Source organism: Defluviitalea phaphyphila, from assembly GCF_001466305.1.
GTDB classification, from domain to species: Bacteria; Bacillota; Clostridia; order Lachnospirales; family Defluviitaleaceae; genus Defluviitalea_A; species Defluviitalea_A phaphyphila.
Genome location: NZ_JWID01000006.1, coordinates 46,296 through 71,280 on the forward strand (window position 1 = coordinate 46,296; position 24,985 = coordinate 71,280).

A 24,985-nucleotide genomic window follows, 5' to 3' on the forward strand; every position below is an offset into this window, starting at 1 on the left:
AGATAATCCCTAACATCAACAAATAACAGATTAATATTTAAAAAGTTTCTACCATAATTCTAATTCTATCTTAATTTTATTTACAAAAATTCAACAAAATGCGTTATTTCTTATGAAAAAACATATTATGTTTATAAATATCTATAACTTTTTTCTTTTTTTTCAATGAATTTATACTTAAAATTTTTCTATTTTTTTCTTCTTGAATATTTATCTTTACTCCTAAATCAGATATTTTATAGATTAAATCTTGCATAGTTTTTATTTGTTTTGAACAATCATCTATATTATTTTGTATCCAAGTTTTTATATTATCATAAATTCCTATAAACCCTTCATCTAAATAATTTATTTTTTTTATTTTAATTAATTTTTCTTCTGATAACTTCTCAAATATATTAAAATCTACAGGTTTATATTCTAAAACAGCAGTTTGATTAATAGTAAGAGTTAAAATTTCTTCTAATAATTTTTGTTTTTTTAATAAAATATCTATTAGTATATTAATTTGGGTCTTTATTTCATTCATAAAGCACCTCTTTATCTACTTCTATCAAAAAAGATAGCCCCAACATTATAAGTATTTTTATTATACATATTATAACTTTTAGTTACATTTCTGGATTTGTTAAAATTAAACATTTCTTTTTTTAAAGCCTCAAAATGACCATTTAACATCTTTATATTTTCTTTTTCTAATTCTTGAATTTTATAAATTATAGATTTAATATCTTCTGATAATACTCCCTTTAAATTATAAGCTTCATCTATTTTATTAATTTCATCAATATATTCTTGTCTTTTATCTATTAATTTTTTAATAGTATCTGTATCAATATCTTTTAATTTTAAAACTTCCCTTTGCTTGGCAGTAATATCATATATTTTATTAAATAATTCTCTTTTTTTCTCAATTTGTTTTAATTTTTCATTATCCATTTAATCACATCCAAGCAATTATTTATTTATTACATCTTGAGGTAAATGCATTTTAGCTTTTTTCATAGCTTCTTTCCATGTATCTCGAAATTCTTTTATCAACCCATATACTTCTTCCAAAACTTCTATATTTTTAGATACATTAGCCTCAACTAATCTTCTATATATATAATCATACAATAACTCAAAATCTTTAGAAATAGGATATTTTTTATCTAAAGTAATCATTAATTCCTGTATAATATCTTCTACTCTTATTATGTATTCATGAGCCTTAGAAATATTTTTATTTTTTATAGCTTCTATAGCTTGTTTGCAAAATTTAAGAGCTCCATTATATAACATAAGAGTTAATTCTTGCGGAGAAGCAGTCATTATAGCATTTGTTTTATATTGCTCATATCTATTATTAGTCACCATATATTCCTCCTAATCTATTAGCCTAACTGTTGATAAAGCCAAGCACTTTGACTATTTAACTGTTGTATAGCTGTTTCTAAAGCTGCAAATTTTTGATAATAATATTCTTCCTTTTCATACATCCTTTCTTCTAATTCGTATATTTCATCTTCATAATCATCTATTAGTTCATCTATTTGTTTATCATTATATAAAGTAAAAGCACTACTTAATTCTGTGGATTTCATTTTTTCTGTTAATTCATCATATAAAGCCTGACATAAGGTTGTCATTAATTTTACCACTTCATCGGGATTTTTTTCAATAGCCTCTTTAAGTTTGTTAGGCTCATCTGAATAAATAAGGTCATCTTCATCTCCCTGTATATGTAATATTCCTTTTTCAGTATAATATCCTGTAACTATCCCTATATCAGATAAATATTGAAATCCTTTAGAAAGCTCACTTACATCAACTCCTATACTTGAAGTCAAAATACTTCTCATAGAAGTTCGTAAGGATTCTAAAATAGAATCATTTCTTAATAAAGCACTCTTAATTTTATCTTCCCAAAGTTTAACTTCTTCTTCTGTCATAGCTGCTTTTTCTTCATCGGTTAAAGGCTCATAACCATATGCACTATCAGCATCTACTTTTTCTGTTATAGTTACTAAAAGCTCATTATATTTATTTATAAAATTCTTTATTTTATCATAAATGGCATCCGTATCAGTACTAACAGTTATATTAGTTGTTCCTATCTCTTTTAAGGTAATATCCACTTTATTAATAGTAATATCATTACTTTCTGATTCAAATTCTTCCCCATCAATTGTAAATTTAGCATTAGTTCCTTCTGATCCAATTCTATTATTAACATCTAATCCAATATCATCTAAAAATTGATCTGCACTACTATTTGCACTGGTTATTTCTATCTGTTTTCCCGCTCCTGTTTGACTAAAAATAAATATACTACCCTTTCCATTATCATCTGCATAATAATACGCAGAAAGCCCTAAGGAATTTCCATCTTCATCCTTTGCATTATTTATTTTAGAAACTAAAACTTCAATATTATCTCCGTCTTCTAAAGTAATAGTAGCTTCTTTTCCATCTTCAGCTGATATAGTAAAACTAGCTTCTCCAGAAACTGTTTTTTCTAAAATATCATCAACAGAACTTCCTGTAAGCTTGGAAGCAGTAGCTAAATTACTAACTTCTAAACTAAAAGAACCATTAACTCCACTTCCTACTGAATTAATATCAATAACATCTTCATTAGAAGATACTGCCTTTTTAGCATTATAAGTATTTGTAAATCTCATAGGTGAAAGCTCTTCTGTATAAAAAGAATATATTTTTTGGTTCATTTCTTGCCATATCTCTTTTTTCCATTCTAATTTTTGTTTTTCTTTATAAACATTATCTACTTTAATTTGTTCTACCTTCATTAATTCTTGTATGATACTTTCAGTATCAAGGCCTGTTGCTAAACCTGTAAATCTAATACTTGAAGTACTACTAACCATAAAAATCTCTCCTTTTATCTTTTTTCATCTACTAAAATTCCTGCCATTTCCCAAAGTTTTGCTACCATATCTAAAATTTTTTCAGGAGGAATCTCCCTTATTACTTCTTTTGTCTCTTTATTAATAACTTTTACCATAATTTCTTTTGTCTTTTCATGAATGGTAAATTCAAATTCTGCTTTCACTCCACTTAATTTCTTATTTGCTTTTTCAATGGCATTAATTATTGCTTTTTCGCTAATAGTAGGTCTATATTCTGGATATAATTGCATTTTTTCTATAATGTCAATGTCACTATTAATATTCTTATCTATATTTTCTGTAGTATCTTGTTTAGTCTTTATTTCTGAAATTATATTAGATGTTTCTAAAGAATTTCCATCAATCTTCATAATCAACACCTCCATCATCTATCTTAAATATCGGTATAATAAAAAAATTTTTTAATATCCTTATATAAAAAAGCCCTCTTTAACGGGCTTTAAACTCTAGGCATTATATAAATTAATGTCTTTTGTATTTCTTCTTTCCATTGTCTGTAGTCATATTTTAATCGTTCTATCCAATTTATTGCTTGGCTATCATTATAGATTTATATATATCTATTAATATCTTTAAATCCATATTAATACCTTCTCTAAAAAAATTATTTGTTTTCCTGACAAATCAGATATCAAAAATTAACTATCACATTTAAAATTTATAAATTTATTAAATATAGATATACTAAATCAGCTTTAAAACCGATTTTTTAAAACTTCTTCAATAAACTTCCATGTTCTATCACAAGAATTACCATCTAAATATTTATGTGTCTTTTTTAAAATTTTTATTCTCTCATTTTTATAGTAATTGGCGTCTGATAAAAGCTTGATTATTTCGTTTTCTAAATTTTCTTGAGTTATACATTTAGGTCCTGGAGTCCAATCTTCATATGGTTCTAATATAAAACCTCTACTTTTTTGATACTCTTGTAAATCTACAGGAGTAAATATTACTGGCATATTTAACAATAATGTATCAAAATATACAGAAGAGTAGTCAGTAATTAATAAATTAGCTGCATTAAGAACTTCATACAAATCCATGCCTTTTTCATACAAATTTTTATTCGTAATTATCTTTACATTTTCATTTTGAGGAAGTTCTTTTATAAATTTATGTTCTTCTGCAGGATGTAATTTAATAAAAAATATAATATTGTTTTTTTGAAGAAAATCTATAAATTTATCTATACTAAATTCTTTGAAACCAAATATGTTTCTCCAACTTCTATTACCTTCTTTTCTATCTCCTCTCGGAGTATATCTATAAGTAGGCATATAAAATACAAATTTATTATCGTAAAATTTTTCTTCAAATAAATTTTCTATATTTTTTCTTCCATCCGTTTGCAATAATAAATCATTTCTTTGTGCCCCTGTGATTATAAACTTTGATATATCTATAGCTGTACATCTATTCATAACATCATTAAACAATGGAGAATAAGAAGTAATATAATCAACATTATCCCACATTTTTTTTATTAAATGTTTATATTTTTCTCCCTTATCTGCATATCCCATGGCCTTAATTGGGAAACCATGCCACAAATCCAAAACTATAGGTAGTTTATCTTTTGGTCTTGAAGAAAAAGGATAATTCCCTTCAGTAAAAATAACCATATCGCTATTTATAATATTATTTAAATAGTCTCCTGATAAATCTCCTAATACTAATTCTATATTATATTTTTCTCTTATTTCTTTATTTGCAAATTTATATAATGCTACCGTATTAGACCCTGATAAATTTGTATATACCAAAGTTATTCTTTTTTTACCATTACTTGTTAAATGTTTTTCCCCATATTCTACTTTTTTAAACCTTCTTTTTTGTATTTCTGTTTCTTCCTTATTTATTAGAATTTGCAATTTTTTTATTTGATTTTTAATTTGTTTTATTAATTCTTGGGAATTTGTTTTTTGTATAGCTTTTAAATAAAAATATAAAGATAAATTATAATTCTGTTTAATTTTATATACATATCCAAAATTATATAACAACTCAAAATCTCCATCAAAAATTTCAATTCCTCTGTGTAAAAATCTTTTAGCGTCTTCTATATTTTCTTCTATCATGTGCATAATACCTTTTATATAATAAATCTCTATATCATTTTTATTTATAAGTTCATACTGCTGTATTAATTCATGTGCTTCATTAAATTTTTCCATATTAATCAATGTATAAATATTATCTTTTAACTGTTTTTCTAAAGATTTTGTATCATTCATCCCTATTGAATCTCCTTATTGATTTTGTTTGATATACAACTGAGATTTTAATAAAAGTATTTCTAAATCATTAGGAATAATTTTCTCATATTCTTCTATTATTTTCATACATTCCTCATATTGTTTTTTATTCATTAAATTATTAATTTGTTCTTTTACTTTTCCTTTATACATTTCTAACTCATCATTTATGGAAACCGTTGTTTTTCCTTCTTCATTACTTAAATTATTAATAATTTCTTTTATCTGATTTTTATATTCCTTATTCGAAGCAACTTTATATGCTTCTTTATATAACTCAAGGGCTAATTTTTCTTGTTTATTATGTTGTAATAAATATGCACCATTACATAATAAATCAAAATCCCTAGGATATTTTAATAACCCTTCTTTAATAAGTTCTTCTGCTTCTTCTATATTATTTTTCATTATAGCAATGGAACTTTTAGCTGAATATATAAAGGAATCACTTTTTATTATATTTTCATATTCTTTTATAAATAAATTTGCTTCTTCTATTTTCCCAGCTTGAATTAAATTATTAATATTTGTTTGTAAATTAATTTTTAATTCTTCAAGTTCCTTACTTTGATTAATTAACTTTTTATATTCATCAATATATAACTGGATACCTTTTTTCATAATAGAAAATACTCTTAAAGCTTTCCTTAAATACTTAATAGATTTAGATAAATTTTCTCGCTTTGATTCTATTGCTTTAACCATATACATAAAAAATCGTTCTTCATCATTTTTTAAATATTCTTGCAATTCCTTTTTTAGAATATATTCTTTATAAGTATATTCTATTAAGCAACTTCCATTAAAAATGTATCTTTCTAAAATACCCTTGTAATAATTATCTTCTATACTTTCATCTAGCAGTAAAGCCTTAAGTAAAATTTTATTAATCAAAGCTGTTTTAATATTAATAATAGGATATTGATTTTTTACATATTCAACTAAAATATCAAAACACATTTTCTTTTTTTCATTTAAAATATATTGTATATATTGGGATATCTTTTCTTCACTGACATTAGATAAAAGTTCATATATAGATTTTTGTTTAATAATGTAATACCATATTATATCTCCATAAAAATATGGTAATTCTTTAAAATCTAATATTTTTATGTCCTTTTCTATATTATCTAATTCTTTAAAATCCTTTCTTTGCAGCGCAATTCTAATCTTATTTAACAATCCATAGTTATCTTCATAAGAGATAAATAATTCTTCTAATTTTTCTTTCTCATCTAACTGAATATCTCTTTTAACAGCTTCTAAATTATTTATAAAGCTTTCTTTTAATTCTTCTTTTTCTAGTCTTATCTTCTCATAATATTCTTTTAATCCATTCCATTTATTAAGTTTTATATAGGATAATATTATAAAATAAAAAGCACTGTCTAAAAGTGATATTTCATCAAAATCTATTTTATCTTTTATAGTCAATACCTTTTCATACTTTTCTACATCATAATAAAGTAAACATAATTCTTTATAAATTTCCTGTACAAAATTTAATGTATTAGTAGGAGTAATCATATCTTTATATCCTGCATAATTTTTGTAATTTTTAGCCATTTCAAGATATTTTTTATAGGTCTTAATAGCTTCTTGACTTTTATGTAAAGCCTGTTGTGCCTTCCCAAAATAATAATATACATCTATATATTCATCACTTATATTTAATGTTTCCTTAACTATTTGCTCTACTCTTCTATATTTTTTATTAGATATAAACATTTGTATTAAATGTATATATATGTGTATTAAATTAATATTTTTTTCTTTAATAATTTTATAAGCCTTTTCTGCATAATATAAAGCTGTTTTTTTATCTCCATACATCCCATAGGATTGTGATAGTTGAAATAAATAATAATAATTATTGGGATCCTTTTGTAGTTCTTGTTCTAATATTTTAACATTTCTTTTAAATTTTCTCTTCATTAAAACAGGATCTGTAGCCACATATCCATAATGGTTAAGAATAGTGTCAAGATAATAAAAAGGAGGAACAGCTAATGGTTGCTCATGAACAGCACCTGTATATCTAAAATCAGAAGTCTTTTTAAACAACCTCATAATGGGAACTATATTCCAATGTTTTTCTTTACTGTCTAAAAAATTTTTAATTTTTAAAACACAAGTTCTATATTTTTTATATTTATTGGTTTTAAAAAACTCAATAATTGTTTCAGGATTATCTATCATCTCATCTGCATCTAATATAAAAAGCCACTCTCCTTTAGCATAACTTATAGATATATTTCTCATTTTAGCAAAGTCATTTTCCCATGGATGATAATATACTTTATTTGTATGTTTCTTTGCTATTTCTACAGTTTTATCTGTAGAACCAGTATCTAGAATAATAAGTTCAGAAGAAATACTATCTAATATTGGCTTTAAACTTGTAAGACATCTATCTAAATATTTCTCTTCATTTTTAACCATCATAACAATACTAAGCAGCATAAAAATCCCCCTTGAATTTAAAAGAATTATTTAAGTATTAAAAACTTTTAATGCTTAAATAATTCTTTTAAAAAAAGGGGTTTTAAAACCCCTTTTAAACTTATTATCTTAATAATTGAAGTACATTTTGAGGTGCTTGATTTGCTTGAGCAAGCATAGCTGTTGCAGCTTGTTGAAGAATATTAGATTTTGTAAAGTTCATCATTTCTTCTGCCATATCTGCGTCACGAATACGAGATTCAGAAGCTTGAAGATTTTCAGCAGCAACATCTACATTATTTATAGTATGTTCAAGTCTATTTTGAACTGCTCCAAGTTTAGATCTTTCATTTGAAACTAACTCAATAGCATCATCAATAACTGATGTTAAACTACTAATAACATCACCTGTTACACTCGCATTTGATACAATATCTGCTAAACTATCTGTAATACTTGTTCCACCAATAGTCACTGCTATTGAAGTAAGTCCTAAAGCTTCAGCACTCATATCGCCAATTGTAAATGTAATACTTTGACCTTCATTAGCTCCAACTTGAAGATATACAGAAACAGTAGATAAATTTCCATTCAATAATGTCTTAGTATTAAATTCTGTTTTTTCTGTAATTCCTGTAATTTCTTCAGTTAATTGTTCTAACTCTGCAGCAATTTTTTCACGGTCTTCTTCAGTATATGTATCATTAGCAGCTTGAACAGTTAATTCTCTCATACGTTGAAGCATTGCATGAGTTTCTGTTAATGCCCCTTCTGCTGTTTGAATCATAGAAATACCATCTTGAGCATTTCTTGATGCTTGTTGTAATCCATAAATTTGTCCTCTCATTTTTTCAGAGATAGCAAGTCCAGCAGCATCATCTGCAGCACGATTAATTCTAAGACCAGATGATAATCTTTCTACTGCTGTTTGCTGATCTGAACCTGTCATTTTTAATGCTCTGTGAGCATTGATTGCTAATGTATTAGTGTTAATTACCATATTACTCATAATACATTCCTCCTTGAAAATTTTTAGACATCCATGTCTTTTTTTGTATCATGCAGCCTACCCTGCTGATACTATAAATTTATTCCGTAGTAGGCGGAGAATTGATTGGCCAATCAATTTTGTTTTCATATATTTTATCGGATATTGTAGAAATAAGTTTATACTTTTTTTAAATTTTTTTAAAAAATCCTTTTATTTTTTCTATATTTTCTTTATTAGTTTTTGTGGCTATTTTATTTTCTTCTTTTATTTGAAGATAAATCTCTTTTCTATAGATAGGAATATTTTTTGGAGCTTCTATTCCTATTTTTATTTGTTCTCCCTGTACTTCTAATACAGTGATTTCTATATTATCCCCTATTATTATAGATTCTCCTTTTTTTCTTGAAAGAGCAAGCATATCATTCACCTGCCTCTTTTACACTAACTTTTTTTAATTCATCATAAACACTATGTTTTATTTTATATTCTTCATTTTCGCATATTACTTGCATAGCTTTTTTAGTTTCTATATTAATAATAATGGGAGCTTTTAAATTAGCGGTCATAGATTTTATATCCTCTGGTATTACTACAATAGAATATATTATATAGGAACCTTCTTTTATCTCCCCTAATTTTTTTATTTGTTTTTCTTCAATATTAGGAGAATAATCTGGACAAAATGAATAGGGATTAATAAGTGCAAAAGCTAAGTCCCCATCTTCTACTGACTGCAGCCAACAAAAAGGACTTTCTTTATCTTCTTTATCTGTAATTAAAAGATATTTTTTGTAATTTTCAAAGCCTGGTATTCCATCTTCAAAGGTTATTATCTTTTCTTCATTTATTTCTATTTCTCCAAAATTTTTTGTTTTTAAACGCATTATACCCCTCCATTATATTTTTTATCATTATAACATAAAACCTCACCTTTCGGTGAGGCTAAACTATTGTATAAAATCTAATAAAGTAGGCTGAATTATTCTAGCAGTTGCATTTAAAGCAGAATTATAAATTACCTGCTGCATACTAAATTCTGTATATACTTCTTCTAAATCTATTCCTTCATTATCATTATTTAATTCTTGGAAATTTAACTCATCATCTTCAAGACGATTATTAATTAATTCAAGTCTTTTCATACGGCTACCTAATCCAGCTCTTTCTGTAGAAACTTGACTAAGATGTTTATCTAATTTCCCTATTAATTCAGTAAATGCTTCAGATATATTAGGCATACTATTTTTTATAAATTCTGCTATTTTTTCTCCATCTTCTCCCTCTTTAGATAATTCTTCAGCCTTAACTTGCGCATTATATGTTTCTGAAACTAATTTTACTATTTCATCTATATCTCTCATTAAATCAGTAGTAAGAATATCTTTTCCCAATACATTTACTTCTATCTTATTATTAATACCTACTTCATACTCTATTTTCTCATTTATTTTATCTAAATCAAAGGGAGAATTATATACTTCCCCTGTTGCTAAGTCTTCACATTCAAAGTAAAAGATAGGATTTAAATCTCCTTCTTTAAAATCTTGTTTGTCATACTGTACAGTAAAGTCTGGTATACTGGATATATCTGCACTATTAAATATAATTTCTCCAGTATCTTCTAAGAAATATACTTCTCCTGCTGGAGGTGCATAAGCGTCTGGAGTAGAAGATGTAGAATCCATAGCTGTTACTGTCAACCCTAGTCCTGTTATACTATTTAAAGTTACATCATCATATCCTAAACGAATTCTATATGCCGTTGTAGGAGGCGTATTAGATGTAGGGTCTGGCAAAGATGAATTCCAATACATATTATCCCCAGGTACTGAAATTTCTTCTATATCATCTTTAGTAAAACTTTGTGTTATCCTAAAGTTTTCTGTATTATCTTCATCATATACTAGTTTAGTATCTGTTCTAAATCCAGAAAATATATATCTATTACCTTCATAGGTTACATTTCCTTCATTTATAAGTTGTTTTTTTAATTCTTCTAATTGATCAACTATATCCTTTTGTTCAGATATTCCTAGAGTATCATTAGCTCCTTGATTAGCAAGAGTTCTCATATCTTGTAGTATAGACTCTATATTATCAATTGCTGTTTCTGTAGAACTCATCCAACTAAGAGCTTGCTCTACATTACTTTGAAACTGCTGAGTTTCTGAAATTCTCGTTCTAAATTTTAAAGCTCTGCCTGCTATTATAGGATCATCAGAAGGTCTTTGTATTTTTTTTAAAGTTGTCATTTGCATATATAAAGTATCTAACTTTTCCATATTTCTATTTAAACTTAATAAAGTGTTATTTATCATCATATTATTAGTAATTCTCATGATTACACCTCCCTATTAACTAGCACCCATACGATTTATAGTTACATCATAGATTTCATCCATTACACTAATCATTTTAGCTGCCATGCTATAGGCTTGATTATATTTTACCAGATTTGTCATTTCTTCATTACTATTTACTCCTGATACAGATAATCTTTGTCCTTCTACTACTTTAGAAATATTAGTTTGCATTTCTTCCATTACAACTGCTTGTTTTGCGTCAACAGCCAACTCTCCTATTATAGATTGCATATAAGAACTAGGAGTTCCTTCATTAAAAGCTTCGGTATCTATTTTTATGTCAAATAATTTTTGAATATTTCTTCCATCTCCTACTAAACCTTCTTCAAGTCCTGCTGCTATATTATTAACATCATCTATGTCAGATGATAAAGTAAAATTTTCTGCAGTCATAAATTGGTAGGCTTCATCTGTAGTAGCATTTACTATATTGCCACTATCATCTTTATATGCAAAGAAATAATTACCATCATCTCCATCTAAGTCATATCCTGCCTTATGTATATCATTAAATACTTTAGAAAAAGTTCTTACAAATTCGTTTAATCGGTTCATATAATGAGGTATTCCTTTATAATCCATAGAAGTTCCTATCTGTGTGTCTGTTCCTACCATAGCAGTAAGATCCGCTGGATCTATTGTTCCTTCTAAAGTAATAGTAACAGTATTACTAGCCGCATCATATGTAAAGGAATTATATTTATATTTTTTACCATCTATTAATATTTCTCCTTCTGATTGCATATCTTCCCTTGATATATTTTCTATGGTTATTTCCTGGGTTGAAGAATCTACTGAAGTAACTGTCCCTGTAAATATATTACTATTATTCCCATCTCTTATATCTAAGTATCCTTTTAATTCACCACTTAAATTAGGATCTGTAGTATCAAACTTAATACCACTATCCCAGTATATATCATATAAGCCTTCCACATCTTCAGGATTAGCTTTTTCTTCTCTCACTCTAACTTCTAATTGATTACAATCAAAATGATTTACTAAAGTTTGTCCATTAATGGAAACTATAAAACGTTTTTCTATATCTCCACTAGCACTTTCTACTTCTATCTCTTTTGCTTCTACATTTACTAACTTAGAAAGTTCATCTATTAAAAGGTCTCTTTGATCTCTTAAATCATTAGCTCTAGCACCATATTGTTCATATCTATATATTTCTTTATTTAAATTTTGTATTTTCTCAGCAATTACATTAATATCAGAAACTATAGTCTTTATTTCAAAATTAATGTCTTTTTGATATTCTTTAAGCCTTGTAGCTGCATCATTAAAAAATTGGACAAAAGTCATGGCTGTTTCTTTTAATCCATTTCTTATTTCTGCACTTTCAGGATTATTAGCTAATTCTTGCAACATATTAAAAAAATCATTATAAACTGCATTAAATCCTTCATCTGAAGGTTCATTAAAAATTCCTTCTATTAATGAAAGCTGAGTATTTTTTATAGAATACTCTCCTAATGTTTTACTTTCATTCCAGTACTTCACATCTAAATAATAATCTCTTTCTCTTATAATATCATATATTTCTGAACCTGTTCCTACCATCCCTGTCCCAGTATTTAATGGGAGAGGAGTAGAAGCCCTTTGTTTTACTATTTGTCTTGAATAGCCTTCTGTATTAGTATTACTTATATTATGAGCCGTTACATCTAAAGCTGTTCTTGCTGAAAATAAAGCTTGAGCTCCTATATTTAATCCAAAAAATGATGATCTCAAAATATCCCCCCTATCTTCCTGCAATTCCTGTACGATTTATAACTGTATCAAGCATAGAATCAATAATACTTACCATTCTAGCTGAGGCATTATACGCATGTTGATATTTCATTAAATTAGTCATTTCTTCATCAGTAGATACTCCTGATATACTACTTCTACTATTATCTATGCTATTTACTACTATTTCTTTTTCTTCCACTTTTTGTGAAGCTTTGTTGCCTACTTCTGCGATTCTAGTTATAAATTCTGAATAATAATCTTCAAAATTAAGTTTATGAGCTGAAGTTTGATCATAGGTAGTATTGGGTTCTTGCCATGCATCTAAAATCTCTTGAATAATTTTAGTATCTCCTACGCTTCCATCTGATGATAAACAAAGTTTATTATATCCATCTTCATCTAAAAGAATAGGATTTATTTCTATATTTCCTGCGGAATAAAGTGTGTTGGGATCATTTGGATCTTCCACTTGATAAGTTCCACTCCCATCATATCGATCCATATATTTTCTTTTAAATAATTCCACATGTTGAGTTCCGTCTAAACCTTGTGGTGAATCTGAACTTTGTATTTGAGGAGCTAATATATCATTTATAGTAGTTACTAAATCATGTACTAAGGTATCAAATTCTGCTTGAACCCTTGGAATAAAATAAGGTTCTATGTCTTCATAAGCACTAGCAGTTTCTGTATCTAAATAATTTCCATATCTATCTCCTCTAGTTAAAAGTAGTGCTTTTAACTTTCCTGTATCATTGCCAAATTCTGATCCTATTGGCTTATTAAATCTAATTACATCATCTCCTGTATGTTCCCATACTGGTTTTAAAAAAGGAGATTTAGAATTAGGATCAGCTTGAGTTAAAGTTATTTTATATACAGATTGTTCTGATACTAAAGGATAACCTTCTGCTGATACATTAACTCTTCCTGCTTGATCTTCCTTATAAGAAATATCGATATATTGAGATAACTCATCTAAAAGAACATTTCTTCTATCTCTTAAATCATTGGCATTATCTCCACTAATTTCATATTTTACAATTTGTTCGTTAAGGTCTCTTATTTCCTCTGCTATTTCATTAATTCTATCTACTGTTTCTACCACTTGATTATTTAAATTATTTTGATATTCTATAAGTTTATCATTTATATAATTAATTTTATCTACTAATACACTGGCACTTTGTATAAATTGAGTTCTTGTTCCTTGGTCTTGAGGTGCTATAGAAAGATTTTGAAGTTGGTTCCAAAAATCTCTTAAAACACTGCTAAAACTTTCTCCATCTACTTCTCCCATAATAGTTTCTATTTCCATAGCTGCATTATATTGAACTTCATAAAATTCCTTAGAACAAATTTGGTTTCTATAAGCTTTATCTAAAAATTCATCTCTTATTTGTCTTATTTCCGTTATGTCTGATCCTGCTCCAAGGGATAAGAGATCATTACCATTTCTTCCTATAGTTTGATAAAAACTATCATTTTGTAGCACTTGTTGTCTTACATATCCTATACTATTGGCATTAGCTATATTATGTCCTGTTACTTCAAGTCCTCTTTGACTAACAATAAGACCAGAGGCAACTCTTGATAAACTTGATATTGAACTCATATAATCTCCCCCTACTGCCTTGTATCAAAGAAATTTTGCCCACTTTGATTTTGGATCTTTCCACCATTGCTATAATCATTAGTTGAAAAAGAACGAGTACTTTGTATAGCATTTATGGTATAACTAATCATTTCCATTGATTGCTCTAAAAGCACTTTGTTTTGTTCATTAGATTGTTTTAACTTAGCTAGCACATCTTTAATTTTGCTTTGTATTTCTTTTAATCTTTTCTTATCTTCTTCTAAATCTCCTAATCTTTCTATTAGTCTAGTTATAGTTAAGGTTTCTTTTTTTTCATTTAAAACAAGAGCAATATCTCCTATTATTTCTTCCCTTTGTTTTTCTAATTTTAAGTTTTTTGCCACTACTTCTTGCTCTTCTTTAGTTAATTCATGAAGGGCATTAACATCTCCTGCTACTATTATATCTGTTTTTCTTTTAGATATTTCTAAGAGCTTATTATAAAGTAGCAACTCATCTTCTAAAATATCCATGAGATCATATACTAATCCTGCCACCTTAATCCCTCTTTTTTTAAATCTTTTTATCAAAAGCTCTTTCTACTATTTTATTTGCTACTTCTTCAGCACTTATATTATAAGTTCCTGATTTTATTCTTCTTTTTATATCATTTACTTTATCCTCTCTTATATCTGGAACTTTTGAAAGTGCTTCAAGAGCTGTTTGAAAATCTTTCCCTTGCTGAGATATATTAAATTCATCTCTTCCATTAGATTTATTAATTTTTTCTGATCTTATAGTATTATTTTTATTATAAATTTTTAATATTTGATTTACTCTTGTTATTTTCATATTTTCACCTGCTTTTTAATAATCTTTCTACTAATATATCGTCACCAATTAAATATATATTTAGTATTACAAATAAAAAAGGGCATTTTTGCCCTATCTTTCTATTTTATTTTTATTCAAATAATGCATTTTAGATTTTTTTAAATTAGAATTAGTATATTTTGTAGAATTTTTAATAAGTCCATTAGTAGCTTTTTTCATATCTCTTTCTATCTCATAAGCACATTTTTCGCAAAATCTTCCTGTTTTTATCATTGTACCACATCTTTCACATTCTATCCCTATAGGAGATTCTGGAGTAATAATAAGTCTTCCTTCTCTAATATAATGTTTAATTGTTGGAATAGAAGCTCCTGTTTCTTGGGATACCTGTACTAAAGTAGCTTTTGGATGTTCATATAAATATTCTTTTATTTTTTTAAATACTTTTTCTTCTTCTTCTTTACATGCTGGACAAATTACTCTTCCTGTTACATATTGAAAAAGTCTATTACATTTTTTACAATTTCTAATTTCCATATTTTCACCCTCTTTATTTTTATTATTTATCACGTCCTATACTAAGAGAAAGGAAGCATACTTTTTTTACTCCTTTCTTTTTTAATATATTAGCACAGGTATTAATAGTACTCCCTGTAGTATATATATCGTCAATTAAAAGTATTTTCTTGCCTTTTAAATCTGTATTTTGTTTAATTTTAAATGCTTTCTTTAAATTATTTTTTCTTTGAGTTATGGATAATCCACTTTGAGGTTTTGTTTCTTTTATTCTAGTTAATATGGTTATATCAATAGGAATTTTTAATTGTTTTGATATTATTTTAGCTAATTCCTCTGATTGATTATATCCTCTTATTCTCTTTTTCTTTAAATGCATTGGAATAGGTATTATTAAGTCAAATTTCTCTTTAATATTTTCATTTTTAATTTTATTAGCCATTAAAACTCCTAAATAAACTGCATATTCCTTATGTCCTCCATATTTAAATCTGTATATCATATCTCTAACTATACCTTCATATACAAGTAATGCCCATCCTTTATCGTATATTGGCGGATATTTAATACAATCAAAACATGTATTTCTCTCCTCAATATTATCTATAGGTTTCCCACATTTTTGACATACTTTTTCTTTTATAAAAGGCAGACTTTTTTTACAATCATCACATATGCCCTTTTCTTTTTGAATAGGGATTATTGTGTTACAAAAAATACATTTAGGCGGGTATATTATATTTAAAATAATATCTATTAACATTATTTCACCTTCAAAAAGATAATTCCTTCATTTTTGTTAGTCTATAAGCTAACGCAGAATATCTATTAATTTCCCGATTATTATCTACCATACGATTTAATGTACTTTGAAGTCCTACTATAACTACTAACTTCTTCGCTCTAGTAACAGCTGTATATAGTAAATTTCTATTCATAAGCATAGGAGGTCCACTATGTACAGGAATAATAACTACTGGATATTCAGACCCTTGTGATTTATGTATAGTTACTGCATAAGCTAATTCTAATTCATCTAATTGACTAAAATCATATTCTACGGTTTTTAAATCATCAAATAAAACTGTTAAAGTCTGTGCTTCGTTATCTATTTCTACTATTCTTCCTGCGTCTCCATTAAAAACTCCAACTCCTTCATCTATCTTTACCCCTACATCACTATATATTTTCCAAGGAATATTATAATTATTTTTTATTTGCATTACTTTATCCCCTTCTCTAAATATCTGCATTCTATATTCCTTTTCATTCTTTTCTTTAGATGGGGGATTTAAGGCTTCTTGAAGAATAGAATTTAAATAATTTACTCCTAATATACTTTTTCTCATAGGGGCTAAAACTTGTATATCTTTTATAGAATTGCATTTTGAAAAATTTGGAAGTCTATTTAATATTAAATCTTTTATTGTTTCTATTACTTCTTCTTGTGTATTTCTTCTTATAAAAAAGAAATCTTTATCTTTCTCATTAACAATTGGATATTCTCCTTTATTAATTCTATGAGCATTCATTATTATTGCACTTTCTCTTGCTTGTCTAAATACTTCTGTAAGTCTTACTACTTTAATAGTTTCACTTTTTATCATATCTTTTAATACGTTACCAGGTCCAACAGAAGGAAGTTGGTCTACATCTCCTACAAATATAAGCCTTGTCCCTTCCACAACTGCTTTTAAAAAACTATTCATAAGAAGTACATCTACCATAGACATTTCATCTATTATTATTACATCTGCTTCTAGTGGTCTTTCTTCATTTCTTTCAAAAACTTGTTTTTTGTGATCTTCTTCTAAAAAACTAATTTCTAATAACCTATGAATTGTCTGAGCTTCTTTTCCTGTAGCCTCACTCATCCTTTTAGCTGCTCTTCCTGTAGGTGCAGCTAGAATAATCTCTAAACCTTCTTCTTCTAAAAGAGATATTATGGCATTTATAGTAGTAGTTTTTCCTGTTCCAGGACCTCCTGTTATAATAAGCATTCCTTCTGACATAGCTTCTTTTACTGCTTGTCGCTGTTGTTTTGCTAATTTTATATTTGTTTCTTTTTCTAACTGATCTATCCTTTTATCTATTTCATTTGAATTTATTTCATTTCTCATTCTTGAAAACTCTATTAATTTTCTAGCTATATTCATTTCTGCATAATAAAAAGGAGTAAGATATACCACTTCTTTTTCTTCTATTTTTTCTTGCCAAATCTGTTTATATATTTGAAGTTCTATTAGGGCATTTTCCACTAATTCTTCAGTCACTCCTAAAAGTTCCCAAGCAGCTTGTTTTAAATGTTCTCTTAACATATATGTATGACCATTATTTGAATATTGATTTAGTATAAATTTAATTCCTGCCTTAACTCTATTAGGAGAATCCTTAGATATTCCTATATTTTGAGCTATTCTGTCTGCCATTTTAAACCCTATACCAAATATATCTTCTGCAAGACGATAAGGGTTGTTTTTTATAATATTAATGGTATTTTCACCATATTGTTTGTATATTTTTAATGCATAAGTTGGTGATACTCCATAATCTTGTAAAAATAAAATTGCTTTTCTAAGTTCTCTTTGTTCATGGAATATTTCTCCTATTTCTACAGCTTTTTTCTTGCTTATTCCTTTAATTTCTTCTAATTTCTCCCACTCTTCTTCTATAATTCTTAAAGTATCTAATCCAAACCTTTCCACTATCCTTTTTGCAAGTTTTGGACCTATTCCTTTTATTACTCCTGAACTTAGATATCTTTCTATACCCTCTTCAGTTTTAGGTACTGTTTTTTCATAAGTATTTACTTGTAATTGAGGCCCATAAATGGGATGTGTTACCCATGAGCCTACTACCTTTATATTTTCTCCTCGGTTAACCCCTAAAAGAGTTCCTACACATATTATTTCTTCTTCAGCAGTTTCTATAGAACAAACTGTATATCCATTTTCTTCATTATGGAAAATTATATCTTCTATAATTCCTTCTATAATTACTTGTTCACTCATTTTTCATCACTCATTTATATATCTTTTCTTATAATACTTTTATAATAAAGCATTTTGGTATAAATTAAAAGGGGTAAAAAAAAGACGCACTTCCTATGTGCGCTTTTTTATATATTTGCTTCCTTTTTTAGTATTTCCACCTTATCAGTTTTTTCCCAAGGAAGGTCTAAATCTGTTCTTCCAAAATGTCCATAAGCTGCTATTTGTGAATAAATAGGTCTTCTAAGGTTTAAATTTTTTATTATTGCTGCAGGTCGAAGATCAAAATGTTTTTTTACAAGTTCTGTAATAGCTTCATCAGATATTTTCCCTGTTCCATAAGTATTAACTAATATGGAGATAGGTTTTGCAACTCCTATAGCGTATGCTAATTCTATTTCACATTTACTAGCTATGCCAGCAGCTACTATATTTTTAGCTACATATCTAGCTGCATAAGCTCCTGAACGGTCTACTTTGGTTGGATCTTTTCCTGAAAATGCTCCTCCTCCATGGCTAGCATAACCTCCATAAGTATCTACTATAATTTTTCTTCCTGTCAGTCCTGAATCACCCTGTGGTCCTCCTATTACAAATCTTCCAGTGGGATTAATATAATATTTAGTATCATTATCTAAAAGGTTTTCAGGTATTACTGGTTTTATTACATATTCCATAATATCTTTTTTTATTTTTTCTAAACCTACTTCTGGTCCATGTTGAGTTGATAATACTATAGTATGAACTCTAAGGGGTTTATCATCTTCATATTCTATAGTAACCTGAGCTTTTCCATCAGGTCTTAAATATGGTATGGTTCCATTTTTCCTAACTTCCGCTAATCTTTTTGTAAGTTTATGAGCTAGAGAGATTGGCATAGGCATAAGCTCCTCTGTTTCATTACAAGCAAAGCCAAACATCATGCCCTGGTCTCCTGCCCCAATAACTTCTATTTCATCTTTAATATTTGATGATTTAGCTTCTAGGGACTTGTCCACTCCCATAGCAATATCTTCTGATTGTTCATCAAGGGATGTAATTACTGAACATGTATCCCCATCAAAACCAAATTTTGCACGATTATATCCTATTTCTTTTACTTTATTTCTTACTATTTTAGGTATATCTACATAACAATTAGTCGTAATTTCTCCCATTACTAATACCATTCCTGTTGTTACTGCTGTTTCACAAGCTACTCTAGCATCAGGATCTTTTTCTAATATGGCATCTAAAACTGCATCAGAAATTTGGTCGCAAATTTTATCTGGATGTCCTTCTGTCACTGATTCTGATGTGAATAATCTTCTTGACATATAATATCATCTCCTTAGAATATATTTTAAATTAAAATCTTTATTTCATACATTTGGGCAATAAAAAAAACCTCTAGACGAGGCTGACGCATTCCTTCCTCATCTTCCAGGAAACCCTGGGGGAGTTGGCACCACTGCATAATAATGCTGGTTGCCGGGTTTCATCGGGCCCTTTCCCTCCACCTCTCTTGATAAGAAATTATTATGTAATAATTAGTATAACAAGAATATATAGTATTGTCAATGAAGCCTTAAAATAGGATACCTACTCCATAACTTAAAATACTTATAATAACCCCTGAAACTCCTGCTCCTAAAAATACTGTTAAAATGGATTTCTTAAATTCTAAATGTAGTAGGGAGGCTGCTATTGACCCTGTCCATACTCCTGTTCCTGGAAGAGGGATAGCAACAAATAAAAATAAACCTAATAACTCATACCGAACAATATTTTTACTTTTTTTCATAGTTCGTTTTTCTATCCATTTTATAAACGGATTAATCCAACTAACTTTTTTAAGTAAATTAAATATCTTATTAACAAATAAAATTATAAAAGGACTTGGCAGTACAGCTCCTATTAGAGTTAAAAAATATACTTCCCAAAAACCTATCCCTTGTATAATTCCATAGGGAATAGCTGCTTTTTGTTCTAGTACAGGAATTGCAGAAATAAATAAGGTTTTTAATTCTTTTGAGATAAAATTCATATTTTCACCTGCTATTTTTATTATATATAAAATCTATACAATTATAACATTTATTATAACTATTATAAAAGAAAATTTCTAAATAATTTATTAAATCTCTATAAAAAAAATTGCCCTAAGGCAATTTTTTAATTTGTTGTATTTTCTGTTTTTGTATATTGTGAAAGTTGCTTATAAAGCATATCACTAAGGCCTATTCCTTGGCCTTTAGTAGCATTTTTAGAATATTCTTCATCTAACATATCTTGAAATATTTCTTCTGCTCTACTTTTTTGTATAAGTCCTCCTGATTGAATAGTTTTTCTCATTTCCTTAAAAAGTTGATGAATAAAATAAGATTCAAATTCCTTACAAGCATTTTTTAAAGCTTCATCATTTTTTTCTTCTTTAGCTTTTTCTAAAACTTTTTCAAATTCTTCTGCTTTATTTAATTGTTGTTCTATTTTAAAAGTACTATCTATAGAATAAGAATCCATTATATTTATCCCATCTATTTTCATTTTTACACCTCAACTTTTATCGTTTTAATTGATTTGCCTGAGCCAGCATATCATCTGATGTTTGAATAGCCTTTGAATTAATTTCATAAGCTCTTTGCGCAATTATTAAATTAACCATTTCCTCTACAACTTGCACATTTGAATATTCTAAACTTCCTTGAATTATCTTACTTATATTATTTACGTCTCCATCAACTTCATAAATAGGGTCTCCCGAGGCACTAGTTGGTTTTACAAAGTTTTGTCCTATATTTTCAAGTCCTGCTCTATTGGGAAATTGTACAATTTGAATTTGTCCATCTAATTCTACTGTTTCTCCATCCTCATCTACATAAGAAATAGTTCCATCTTCATTAATAATTAAATCTGAAATATTAACATCTTCTGGTATATATATTGGCTCATCATCAATACTAAGTACAGGATAACCATCAGATGTAACAATCATAGCTTCTCCATCAACTACACTAATCTTAAAACTTCCATCTCTTGTATATACTATCTCATCATCAGACCTTTGAACTGCAAAAAATCCGTCCCCATCAATAGCCAAATCTAAAGGATTATTTGTTACTTGTATATTCCCCATGGTATAAGTTTTAACCGTAGCTATAGGCCTAACTCCATGTCCAATTTGAAGATTTACTGGTCTTCCTTCTCCATTCTCATCTAAACCTGACCTTTGCATTGTTTCATATAAGAGAGATTTAAATTCCATTCTACTCTTCTTATAACCTATTGTATTAACATTTGCTAAATTATTAGCAATAGTATCTACATTCATTTGTTGTGATACCATTCCTGAGGCAGATGTCCATAAAGAACGCATCATAACTTATTCCTCCCTACTTACTATATTTTACCTACTTCATTAACTGCTTTACTTAAAGTTTCATCATGGGTTTGAACAGCTTTTTGATTAGCTTCATAAATTCTTGTAGCTGTAATCATATCTACCATTTCCCTTATTACATTAACATTAGAAGCTTCTAAAAAACCTTGCAATATTGTACTTTTCACATCTTTTTCAGTTGTTTCTTCTGTTCTTTCTAGAAGGTTATCTCCAACCTTTCTTAAAGTTTCTGGATTTTCAAATTCTACAATTTGTAATGTATCTATAAGTTCATCTTCTACATAAATATTTCCATAATCATCAACTCTAATTTCTCCATTTTCTAAATAGATAGGCCCATTCTCTCCTACTACAAAATTCCCTTCTTTTGTCATAAGTCTTCCATCAGGGGATAATACAAACGAACCATCTCGTGTATACATTTCTGTACCATCTTGAGTTTCTACTACAAAAAATCCTTCCCCTTGAATTGCTAAATCTAGAGAGTTATTTGTTTCTTTAAGAGAACCTTGTAGATAATTTGTATGTATTTCATCTACATATAACCCCAAACTCATTCTTCCTATATTCTCATTGTTAGGGAAATCTCCTTTTCTATCGTTTATTCTTTTTGTTAATTCTTCTGGAAAAGAATGGGTTACAACTATATCCTTTTTAAAGCCTGTAGTGTTTACATTTGCTAAATTATTTGATATAACATCCATTTTTTTAAATTGAGTTGTCATGCCAATTGCAGAAGTATATAATCCTCTAATCAATTTAACTCCCCCTATTTATATTTTTATCATTTTTATTTGTTGTTTCCTGATATATACTCTACATACTTTCCAGTTCCAATAGCAACACAAGAAATTGCATCTTCTGCAATTATTACATTAATACCTGTTTTCTCTTTTATTAATTTATCAAGACCATAAAGGAGTCCTCCTCCTCCTGTCATTACTATTCCCCTATCAGATATATCTGCAGATAATTCTGGAGGAGTTTTTTCTAATACTGAATGAACTGCTTCTACAATATTAGAAACTGGTTCTTGTAAAGCTTCTAACATTTCTTCTGAAGTAACTGTTATTGTCTTTGGAAGTCCTGTAATAAGATTTCTCCCTCTTATATCCATAGAAACTGATTGTGTTCTTTCATAAGCTGTTCCTATATTAATTTTTAAATCTTCTGCTGTTCTTTCTCCTATTAAAACATTATGTTTCTTTCTCATATATCTAATAATCGCTTCATCAAAATTATCTCCAGCTATTTTAAGAGAAGAACTCACTACAGTTCCACCAAGAGAAATAACTGCTATATCAGTTGTTCCACCACCAATATCTACTACCATACTTCCACAAGCTCGTCCGATATCAATACCAGCTCCAATAGCTGCTGCTATAGGCTCTTCTATAATAAAAACTTGTCTTGCTCCTGCTTGTTTTGTTGCATCTTCTACTGCTCTTCTTTCTACTTCTGTTACGCCACTAGGAACACATACCGCAATACGGGGTTTTATAAAAAGCCTTCTACCTATTGATTTTTGTATAAAATATTTTAACATCTTTTCTGTTATATCATAATCAGAAATAACTCCTTGTCTAAGAGGACGAATAGCTACAATATTCCCCGGAGTACGTCCTAACATTCTTCTTGCTTCTTCTCCTACTGCTAAAATATTATTTTTATCCTTATCAATAGCTACTACAGATGGCTCTTTTAATACTATACCTTGTCCTTTTATGTAAACTAGCACGCTAGCAGTTCCTAAATCTATCCCTATATCAGTTCCGAACATCTTCATTCTCCTTTATAATCTCATTTATTTTATCGACATATAATAAACATTTTATTATTAGTAATTTCATCCCATTTTCTACATTTAAATGCCTTTTATTTTTATTATATATAATTTATTTAAAATATTCAAAGGAATTTAATATAATTTTTTTCATAATAACTATATATGTTTTTATTTTGTAATATTAAATATTTAATATTATTAAAAATACATAAACAAAAAACTACCTAGGCATACATAATATATACCTAGGTAGTTTTATAAAATCCTTATTAACTATGGGTTACTACTAGATTATAAATTTCATTTTCCCCATATGCATCCTCACTATCACCTTTGCTGGTGTTAGATTGAGTATACATACCTGCTTTAAAATAACATCCTGAAACACTCTTATTATAAGTTAATTTTAAATCTCCATTATAATATACTTTAATTTTACCTCCGGATGCCACTATCTTTACAGTAAATCTTGTTCCTAATTCATAATCTGTATCTAAATCTGCAAGTTCCTCTCCATCCCCTTCTACAAATAAATGATTTCCTTCTAAACGAATCATTATAACATCATCATCTGAATCATGAATTTGTCCCACAACAACATGGTCTTTTACTTCGGGAAGATGTGTGATTTTTTGATCAATTATCATAGTATGTGTTCCAGATGTAGTAGACCAACTAGCCTTATCTTGTCCATCATTTGTCATTTCTCTAAGTTCACATCTTGGATACGAAGAACCCTCTGTAGTATCTCCTCCACAGTGTGCTTTAAATACGACTGCATCTCCATCATCATTTACATGAAAGTACTCACTATGTTCATAACTATCTAATTCTGGTTGCGTAATTTCTTCTGCATCATTAATAGGTAATGTAAGTTTCCAATTAGTCAAATCTAAAATGTCTGATGGAAGCAAACTTGCTGCATTAACCATTCCTGTTGGTGTAGATACTAACATAGCAATTAGAAAGCCACTACACCATTTTTTTAATCTTCCCTTCATATGTACCCCCCTAAATTATATATTTTTTTACAATTATACTAATTAAATATAATACAACCGTTTTAATTTTTATATTATGTTCTAATTTAAAAATTTAAATTTGGCTGTATTACTTTAATCGTATAATTGCAAAAATCTATAATTTTTTATTTATCTGTTGTATTTGGTTATATAAATATATTTTTCTATAT

General features: G+C 27.8%; 25 protein-coding genes and 1 riboswitch. All 25 genes read right to left on the bottom strand.

Annotated features, from left to right (window positions below):
* Positions 1-103 precede the first annotated feature (103 nt).
* On the bottom strand, positions 104-529 hold the full coding sequence (locus tag OM90_RS05935) for a hypothetical protein (protein ID WP_058485983.1): 426 nt from the start codon (positions 527-529) through the stop codon (positions 104-106).
* Between the two features lie 11 nt (positions 530-540).
* Positions 541-939 carry a flagellar protein FliT gene (locus OM90_RS05940; protein WP_058485984.1) on the bottom strand — a complete coding sequence of 133 codons (399 nt, stop codon included), beginning with the start codon at positions 937-939 and terminating at the stop codon, positions 541-543.
* Positions 940-957: 18 nt separating this feature from the next.
* Positions 958-1,359, bottom strand: coding sequence for a flagellar export chaperone FliS (gene fliS, locus OM90_RS05945; protein WP_058485985.1), 402 nt, complete (start codon positions 1,357-1,359; stop codon positions 958-960).
* Between the two features lie 17 nt (positions 1,360-1,376).
* Complete coding sequence (gene fliD, locus OM90_RS05950) at positions 1,377-2,870, bottom strand: flagellar filament capping protein FliD (protein WP_058485986.1); 1,494 nt, start codon at positions 2,868-2,870, stop codon at positions 1,377-1,379.
* A 14-nt stretch (positions 2,871-2,884) separates the two neighbouring features.
* Positions 2,885-3,262: a flagellar protein FlaG gene (locus OM90_RS05955; RefSeq protein WP_058485987.1), complete on the bottom strand. Its 378-nt coding sequence runs from the start codon at positions 3,260-3,262 to the stop codon at positions 2,885-2,887.
* A gap of 345 nt (positions 3,263-3,607) precedes the next feature.
* Positions 3,608-5,149 (bottom strand): CDP-glycerol glycerophosphotransferase family protein, encoded by a 1,542-nt coding sequence (locus OM90_RS05960; RefSeq protein ID WP_058485988.1) that lies wholly within the window; start codon positions 5,147-5,149, stop codon positions 3,608-3,610.
* A gap of 15 nt (positions 5,150-5,164) precedes the next feature.
* The gene (locus OM90_RS05965; protein WP_058485989.1) at positions 5,165-7,636 is read right to left on the bottom strand and encodes a glycosyltransferase; all 2,472 of its coding nucleotides are present in this window, start codon (positions 7,634-7,636) and stop codon (positions 5,165-5,167) included.
* A 103-nt stretch (positions 7,637-7,739) separates the two neighbouring features.
* Complete coding sequence (locus OM90_RS05970) at positions 7,740-8,624, bottom strand: flagellin N-terminal helical domain-containing protein (RefSeq protein WP_330381841.1); 885 nt, start codon at positions 8,622-8,624, stop codon at positions 7,740-7,742.
* A 169-nt stretch (positions 8,625-8,793) separates the two neighbouring features.
* Positions 8,794-9,024 (bottom strand): carbon storage regulator CsrA, encoded by a 231-nt coding sequence (gene csrA / locus OM90_RS05975; RefSeq protein WP_058485990.1) that lies wholly within the window; start codon positions 9,022-9,024, stop codon positions 8,794-8,796.
* Between the two features lies 1 nt (position 9,025).
* Entirely contained in the window at positions 9,026-9,490 is a 465-nt protein-coding gene (fliW, locus tag OM90_RS05980) for a flagellar assembly protein FliW (RefSeq protein WP_058485991.1), read from the bottom strand.
* Positions 9,491-9,553: 63 nt separating this feature from the next.
* Positions 9,554-10,945, bottom strand: a complete 1,392-nt coding sequence (gene flgL, locus OM90_RS05985; protein ID WP_058485992.1) for a flagellar hook-associated protein FlgL — start codon at positions 10,943-10,945, stop codon at positions 9,554-9,556.
* Between the two features lie 15 nt (positions 10,946-10,960).
* Positions 10,961-12,709 carry a flagellar hook-associated protein FlgK gene (gene flgK, locus OM90_RS05990; RefSeq protein WP_058485993.1) on the bottom strand — a complete coding sequence of 583 codons (1,749 nt, stop codon included), beginning with the start codon at positions 12,707-12,709 and terminating at the stop codon, positions 10,961-10,963.
* A gap of 10 nt (positions 12,710-12,719) precedes the next feature.
* Entirely contained in the window at positions 12,720-14,327 is a 1,608-nt protein-coding gene (gene flgK / locus OM90_RS05995) for a flagellar hook-associated protein FlgK (RefSeq protein ID WP_058485994.1), read from the bottom strand.
* A gap of 11 nt (positions 14,328-14,338) precedes the next feature.
* A complete protein-coding gene (locus OM90_RS06000; RefSeq protein ID WP_144428548.1) occupies positions 14,339-14,845 on the bottom strand; it encodes a flagellar protein FlgN in 507 nt (168 codons plus the stop codon).
* 16 nt (positions 14,846-14,861) lie between these two features.
* The gene (gene flgM / locus OM90_RS06005) at positions 14,862-15,140 is read right to left on the bottom strand and encodes a flagellar biosynthesis anti-sigma factor FlgM (protein ID WP_058485996.1); all 279 of its coding nucleotides are present in this window, start codon (positions 15,138-15,140) and stop codon (positions 14,862-14,864) included.
* Positions 15,141-15,233: 93 nt separating this feature from the next.
* Positions 15,234-15,659, bottom strand: a complete 426-nt coding sequence (locus tag OM90_RS06010) for a TIGR03826 family flagellar region protein (protein WP_058485997.1) — start codon at positions 15,657-15,659, stop codon at positions 15,234-15,236.
* Between the two features lie 22 nt (positions 15,660-15,681).
* Complete coding sequence (locus tag OM90_RS06015; protein WP_058485998.1) at positions 15,682-16,401, bottom strand: ComF family protein; 720 nt, start codon at positions 16,399-16,401, stop codon at positions 15,682-15,684.
* A gap of 10 nt (positions 16,402-16,411) precedes the next feature.
* Complete coding sequence (recD2, locus tag OM90_RS06020; protein ID WP_058485999.1) at positions 16,412-18,649, bottom strand: SF1B family DNA helicase RecD2; 2,238 nt, start codon at positions 18,647-18,649, stop codon at positions 16,412-16,414.
* A gap of 107 nt (positions 18,650-18,756) precedes the next feature.
* Positions 18,757-19,944, bottom strand: coding sequence for a methionine adenosyltransferase (gene metK, locus OM90_RS06025; RefSeq protein WP_058486000.1), 1,188 nt, complete (start codon positions 19,942-19,944; stop codon positions 18,757-18,759).
* Between the two features lie 96 nt (positions 19,945-20,040).
* Positions 20,041-20,142, bottom strand: a riboswitch (SAM riboswitch).
* A 53-nt stretch (positions 20,143-20,195) separates the two neighbouring features.
* Positions 20,196-20,654, bottom strand: a complete 459-nt coding sequence (locus OM90_RS06030; RefSeq protein WP_058486001.1) for a COG2426 family protein — start codon at positions 20,652-20,654, stop codon at positions 20,196-20,198.
* A 128-nt stretch (positions 20,655-20,782) separates the two neighbouring features.
* Entirely contained in the window at positions 20,783-21,154 is a 372-nt protein-coding gene (locus OM90_RS06035; RefSeq protein ID WP_058486002.1) for a rod-binding protein, read from the bottom strand.
* A gap of 16 nt (positions 21,155-21,170) precedes the next feature.
* Positions 21,171-21,986, bottom strand: coding sequence for a flagellar basal-body rod protein FlgG (gene flgG / locus OM90_RS06040; RefSeq protein WP_058486003.1), 816 nt, complete (start codon positions 21,984-21,986; stop codon positions 21,171-21,173).
* A 20-nt stretch (positions 21,987-22,006) separates the two neighbouring features.
* On the bottom strand, positions 22,007-22,765 hold the full coding sequence (gene flgF, locus OM90_RS06045) for a flagellar basal-body rod protein FlgF (RefSeq protein WP_058486004.1): 759 nt from the start codon (positions 22,763-22,765) through the stop codon (positions 22,007-22,009).
* Positions 22,766-22,797: 32 nt separating this feature from the next.
* Entirely contained in the window at positions 22,798-23,787 is a 990-nt protein-coding gene (gene mreB, locus OM90_RS06050) for a rod shape-determining protein (RefSeq protein WP_058486005.1), read from the bottom strand.
* Positions 23,788-24,062: 275 nt separating this feature from the next.
* Positions 24,063-24,794, bottom strand: coding sequence for a polysaccharide lyase family 7 protein (locus OM90_RS06055; protein ID WP_058486006.1), 732 nt, complete (start codon positions 24,792-24,794; stop codon positions 24,063-24,065).
* Positions 24,795-24,985: the final 191 nt, after the last annotated feature.

Coding starts and splice junctions, on each gene's coding strand:
- OM90_RS05935 (WP_058485983.1), bottom strand. CDS start 529: ATGAATGAAATAAAGACCCAAATTAATATACTAATAGATATTTTATTA.
- OM90_RS05940 (WP_058485984.1), bottom strand. CDS start 939: ATGGATAATGAAAAATTAAAACAAATTGAGAAAAAAAGAGAATTATTT.
- fliS (WP_058485985.1), bottom strand. CDS start 1,359: ATGGTGACTAATAATAGATATGAGCAATATAAAACAAATGCTATAATG.
- fliD (WP_058485986.1), bottom strand. CDS start 2,870: ATGGTTAGTAGTACTTCAAGTATTAGATTTACAGGTTTAGCAACAGGC.
- OM90_RS05955 (WP_058485987.1), bottom strand. CDS start 3,262: ATGAAGATTGATGGAAATTCTTTAGAAACATCTAATATAATTTCAGAA.
- OM90_RS05960 (WP_058485988.1), bottom strand. CDS start 5,149: ATGAATGATACAAAATCTTTAGAAAAACAGTTAAAAGATAATATTTAT.
- OM90_RS05965 (WP_058485989.1), bottom strand. CDS start 7,636: ATGCTGCTTAGTATTGTTATGATGGTTAAAAATGAAGAGAAATATTTA.
- OM90_RS05970 (WP_330381841.1), bottom strand. CDS start 8,624: ATGAGTAATATGGTAATTAACACTAATACATTAGCAATCAATGCTCAC.
- csrA (WP_058485990.1), bottom strand. CDS start 9,024: ATGCTTGCTCTTTCAAGAAAAAAAGGAGAATCTATAATAATAGGGGAT.
- fliW (WP_058485991.1), bottom strand. CDS start 9,490: ATGCGTTTAAAAACAAAAAATTTTGGAGAAATAGAAATAAATGAAGAA.
- flgL (WP_058485992.1), bottom strand. CDS start 10,945: ATGAGAATTACTAATAATATGATGATAAATAACACTTTATTAAGTTTA.
- flgK (WP_058485994.1), bottom strand. CDS start 14,327: ATGAGTTCAATATCAAGTTTATCAAGAGTTGCCTCTGGTCTTATTGTT.
- flgM (WP_058485996.1), bottom strand. CDS start 15,140: ATGAAAATAACAAGAGTAAATCAAATATTAAAAATTTATAATAAAAAT.
- OM90_RS06010 (WP_058485997.1), bottom strand. CDS start 15,659: ATGGAAATTAGAAATTGTAAAAAATGTAATAGACTTTTTCAATATGTA.
- OM90_RS06015 (WP_058485998.1), bottom strand. CDS start 16,401: ATGTTAATAGATATTATTTTAAATATAATATACCCGCCTAAATGTATT.
- recD2 (WP_058485999.1), bottom strand. CDS start 18,649: ATGAGTGAACAAGTAATTATAGAAGGAATTATAGAAGATATAATTTTC.
- metK (WP_058486000.1), bottom strand. CDS start 19,944: ATGTCAAGAAGATTATTCACATCAGAATCAGTGACAGAAGGACATCCA.
- OM90_RS06030 (WP_058486001.1), bottom strand. CDS start 20,654: ATGAATTTTATCTCAAAAGAATTAAAAACCTTATTTATTTCTGCAATT.
- OM90_RS06035 (WP_058486002.1), bottom strand. CDS start 21,154: ATGAAAATAGATGGGATAAATATAATGGATTCTTATTCTATAGATAGT.
- flgG (WP_058486003.1), bottom strand. CDS start 21,986: ATGATGCGTTCTTTATGGACATCTGCCTCAGGAATGGTATCACAACAA.
- mreB (WP_058486005.1), bottom strand. CDS start 23,787: ATGTTCGGAACTGATATAGGGATAGATTTAGGAACTGCTAGCGTGCTA.
- OM90_RS06055 (WP_058486006.1), bottom strand. CDS start 24,794: ATGAAGGGAAGATTAAAAAAATGGTGTAGTGGCTTTCTAATTGCTATG.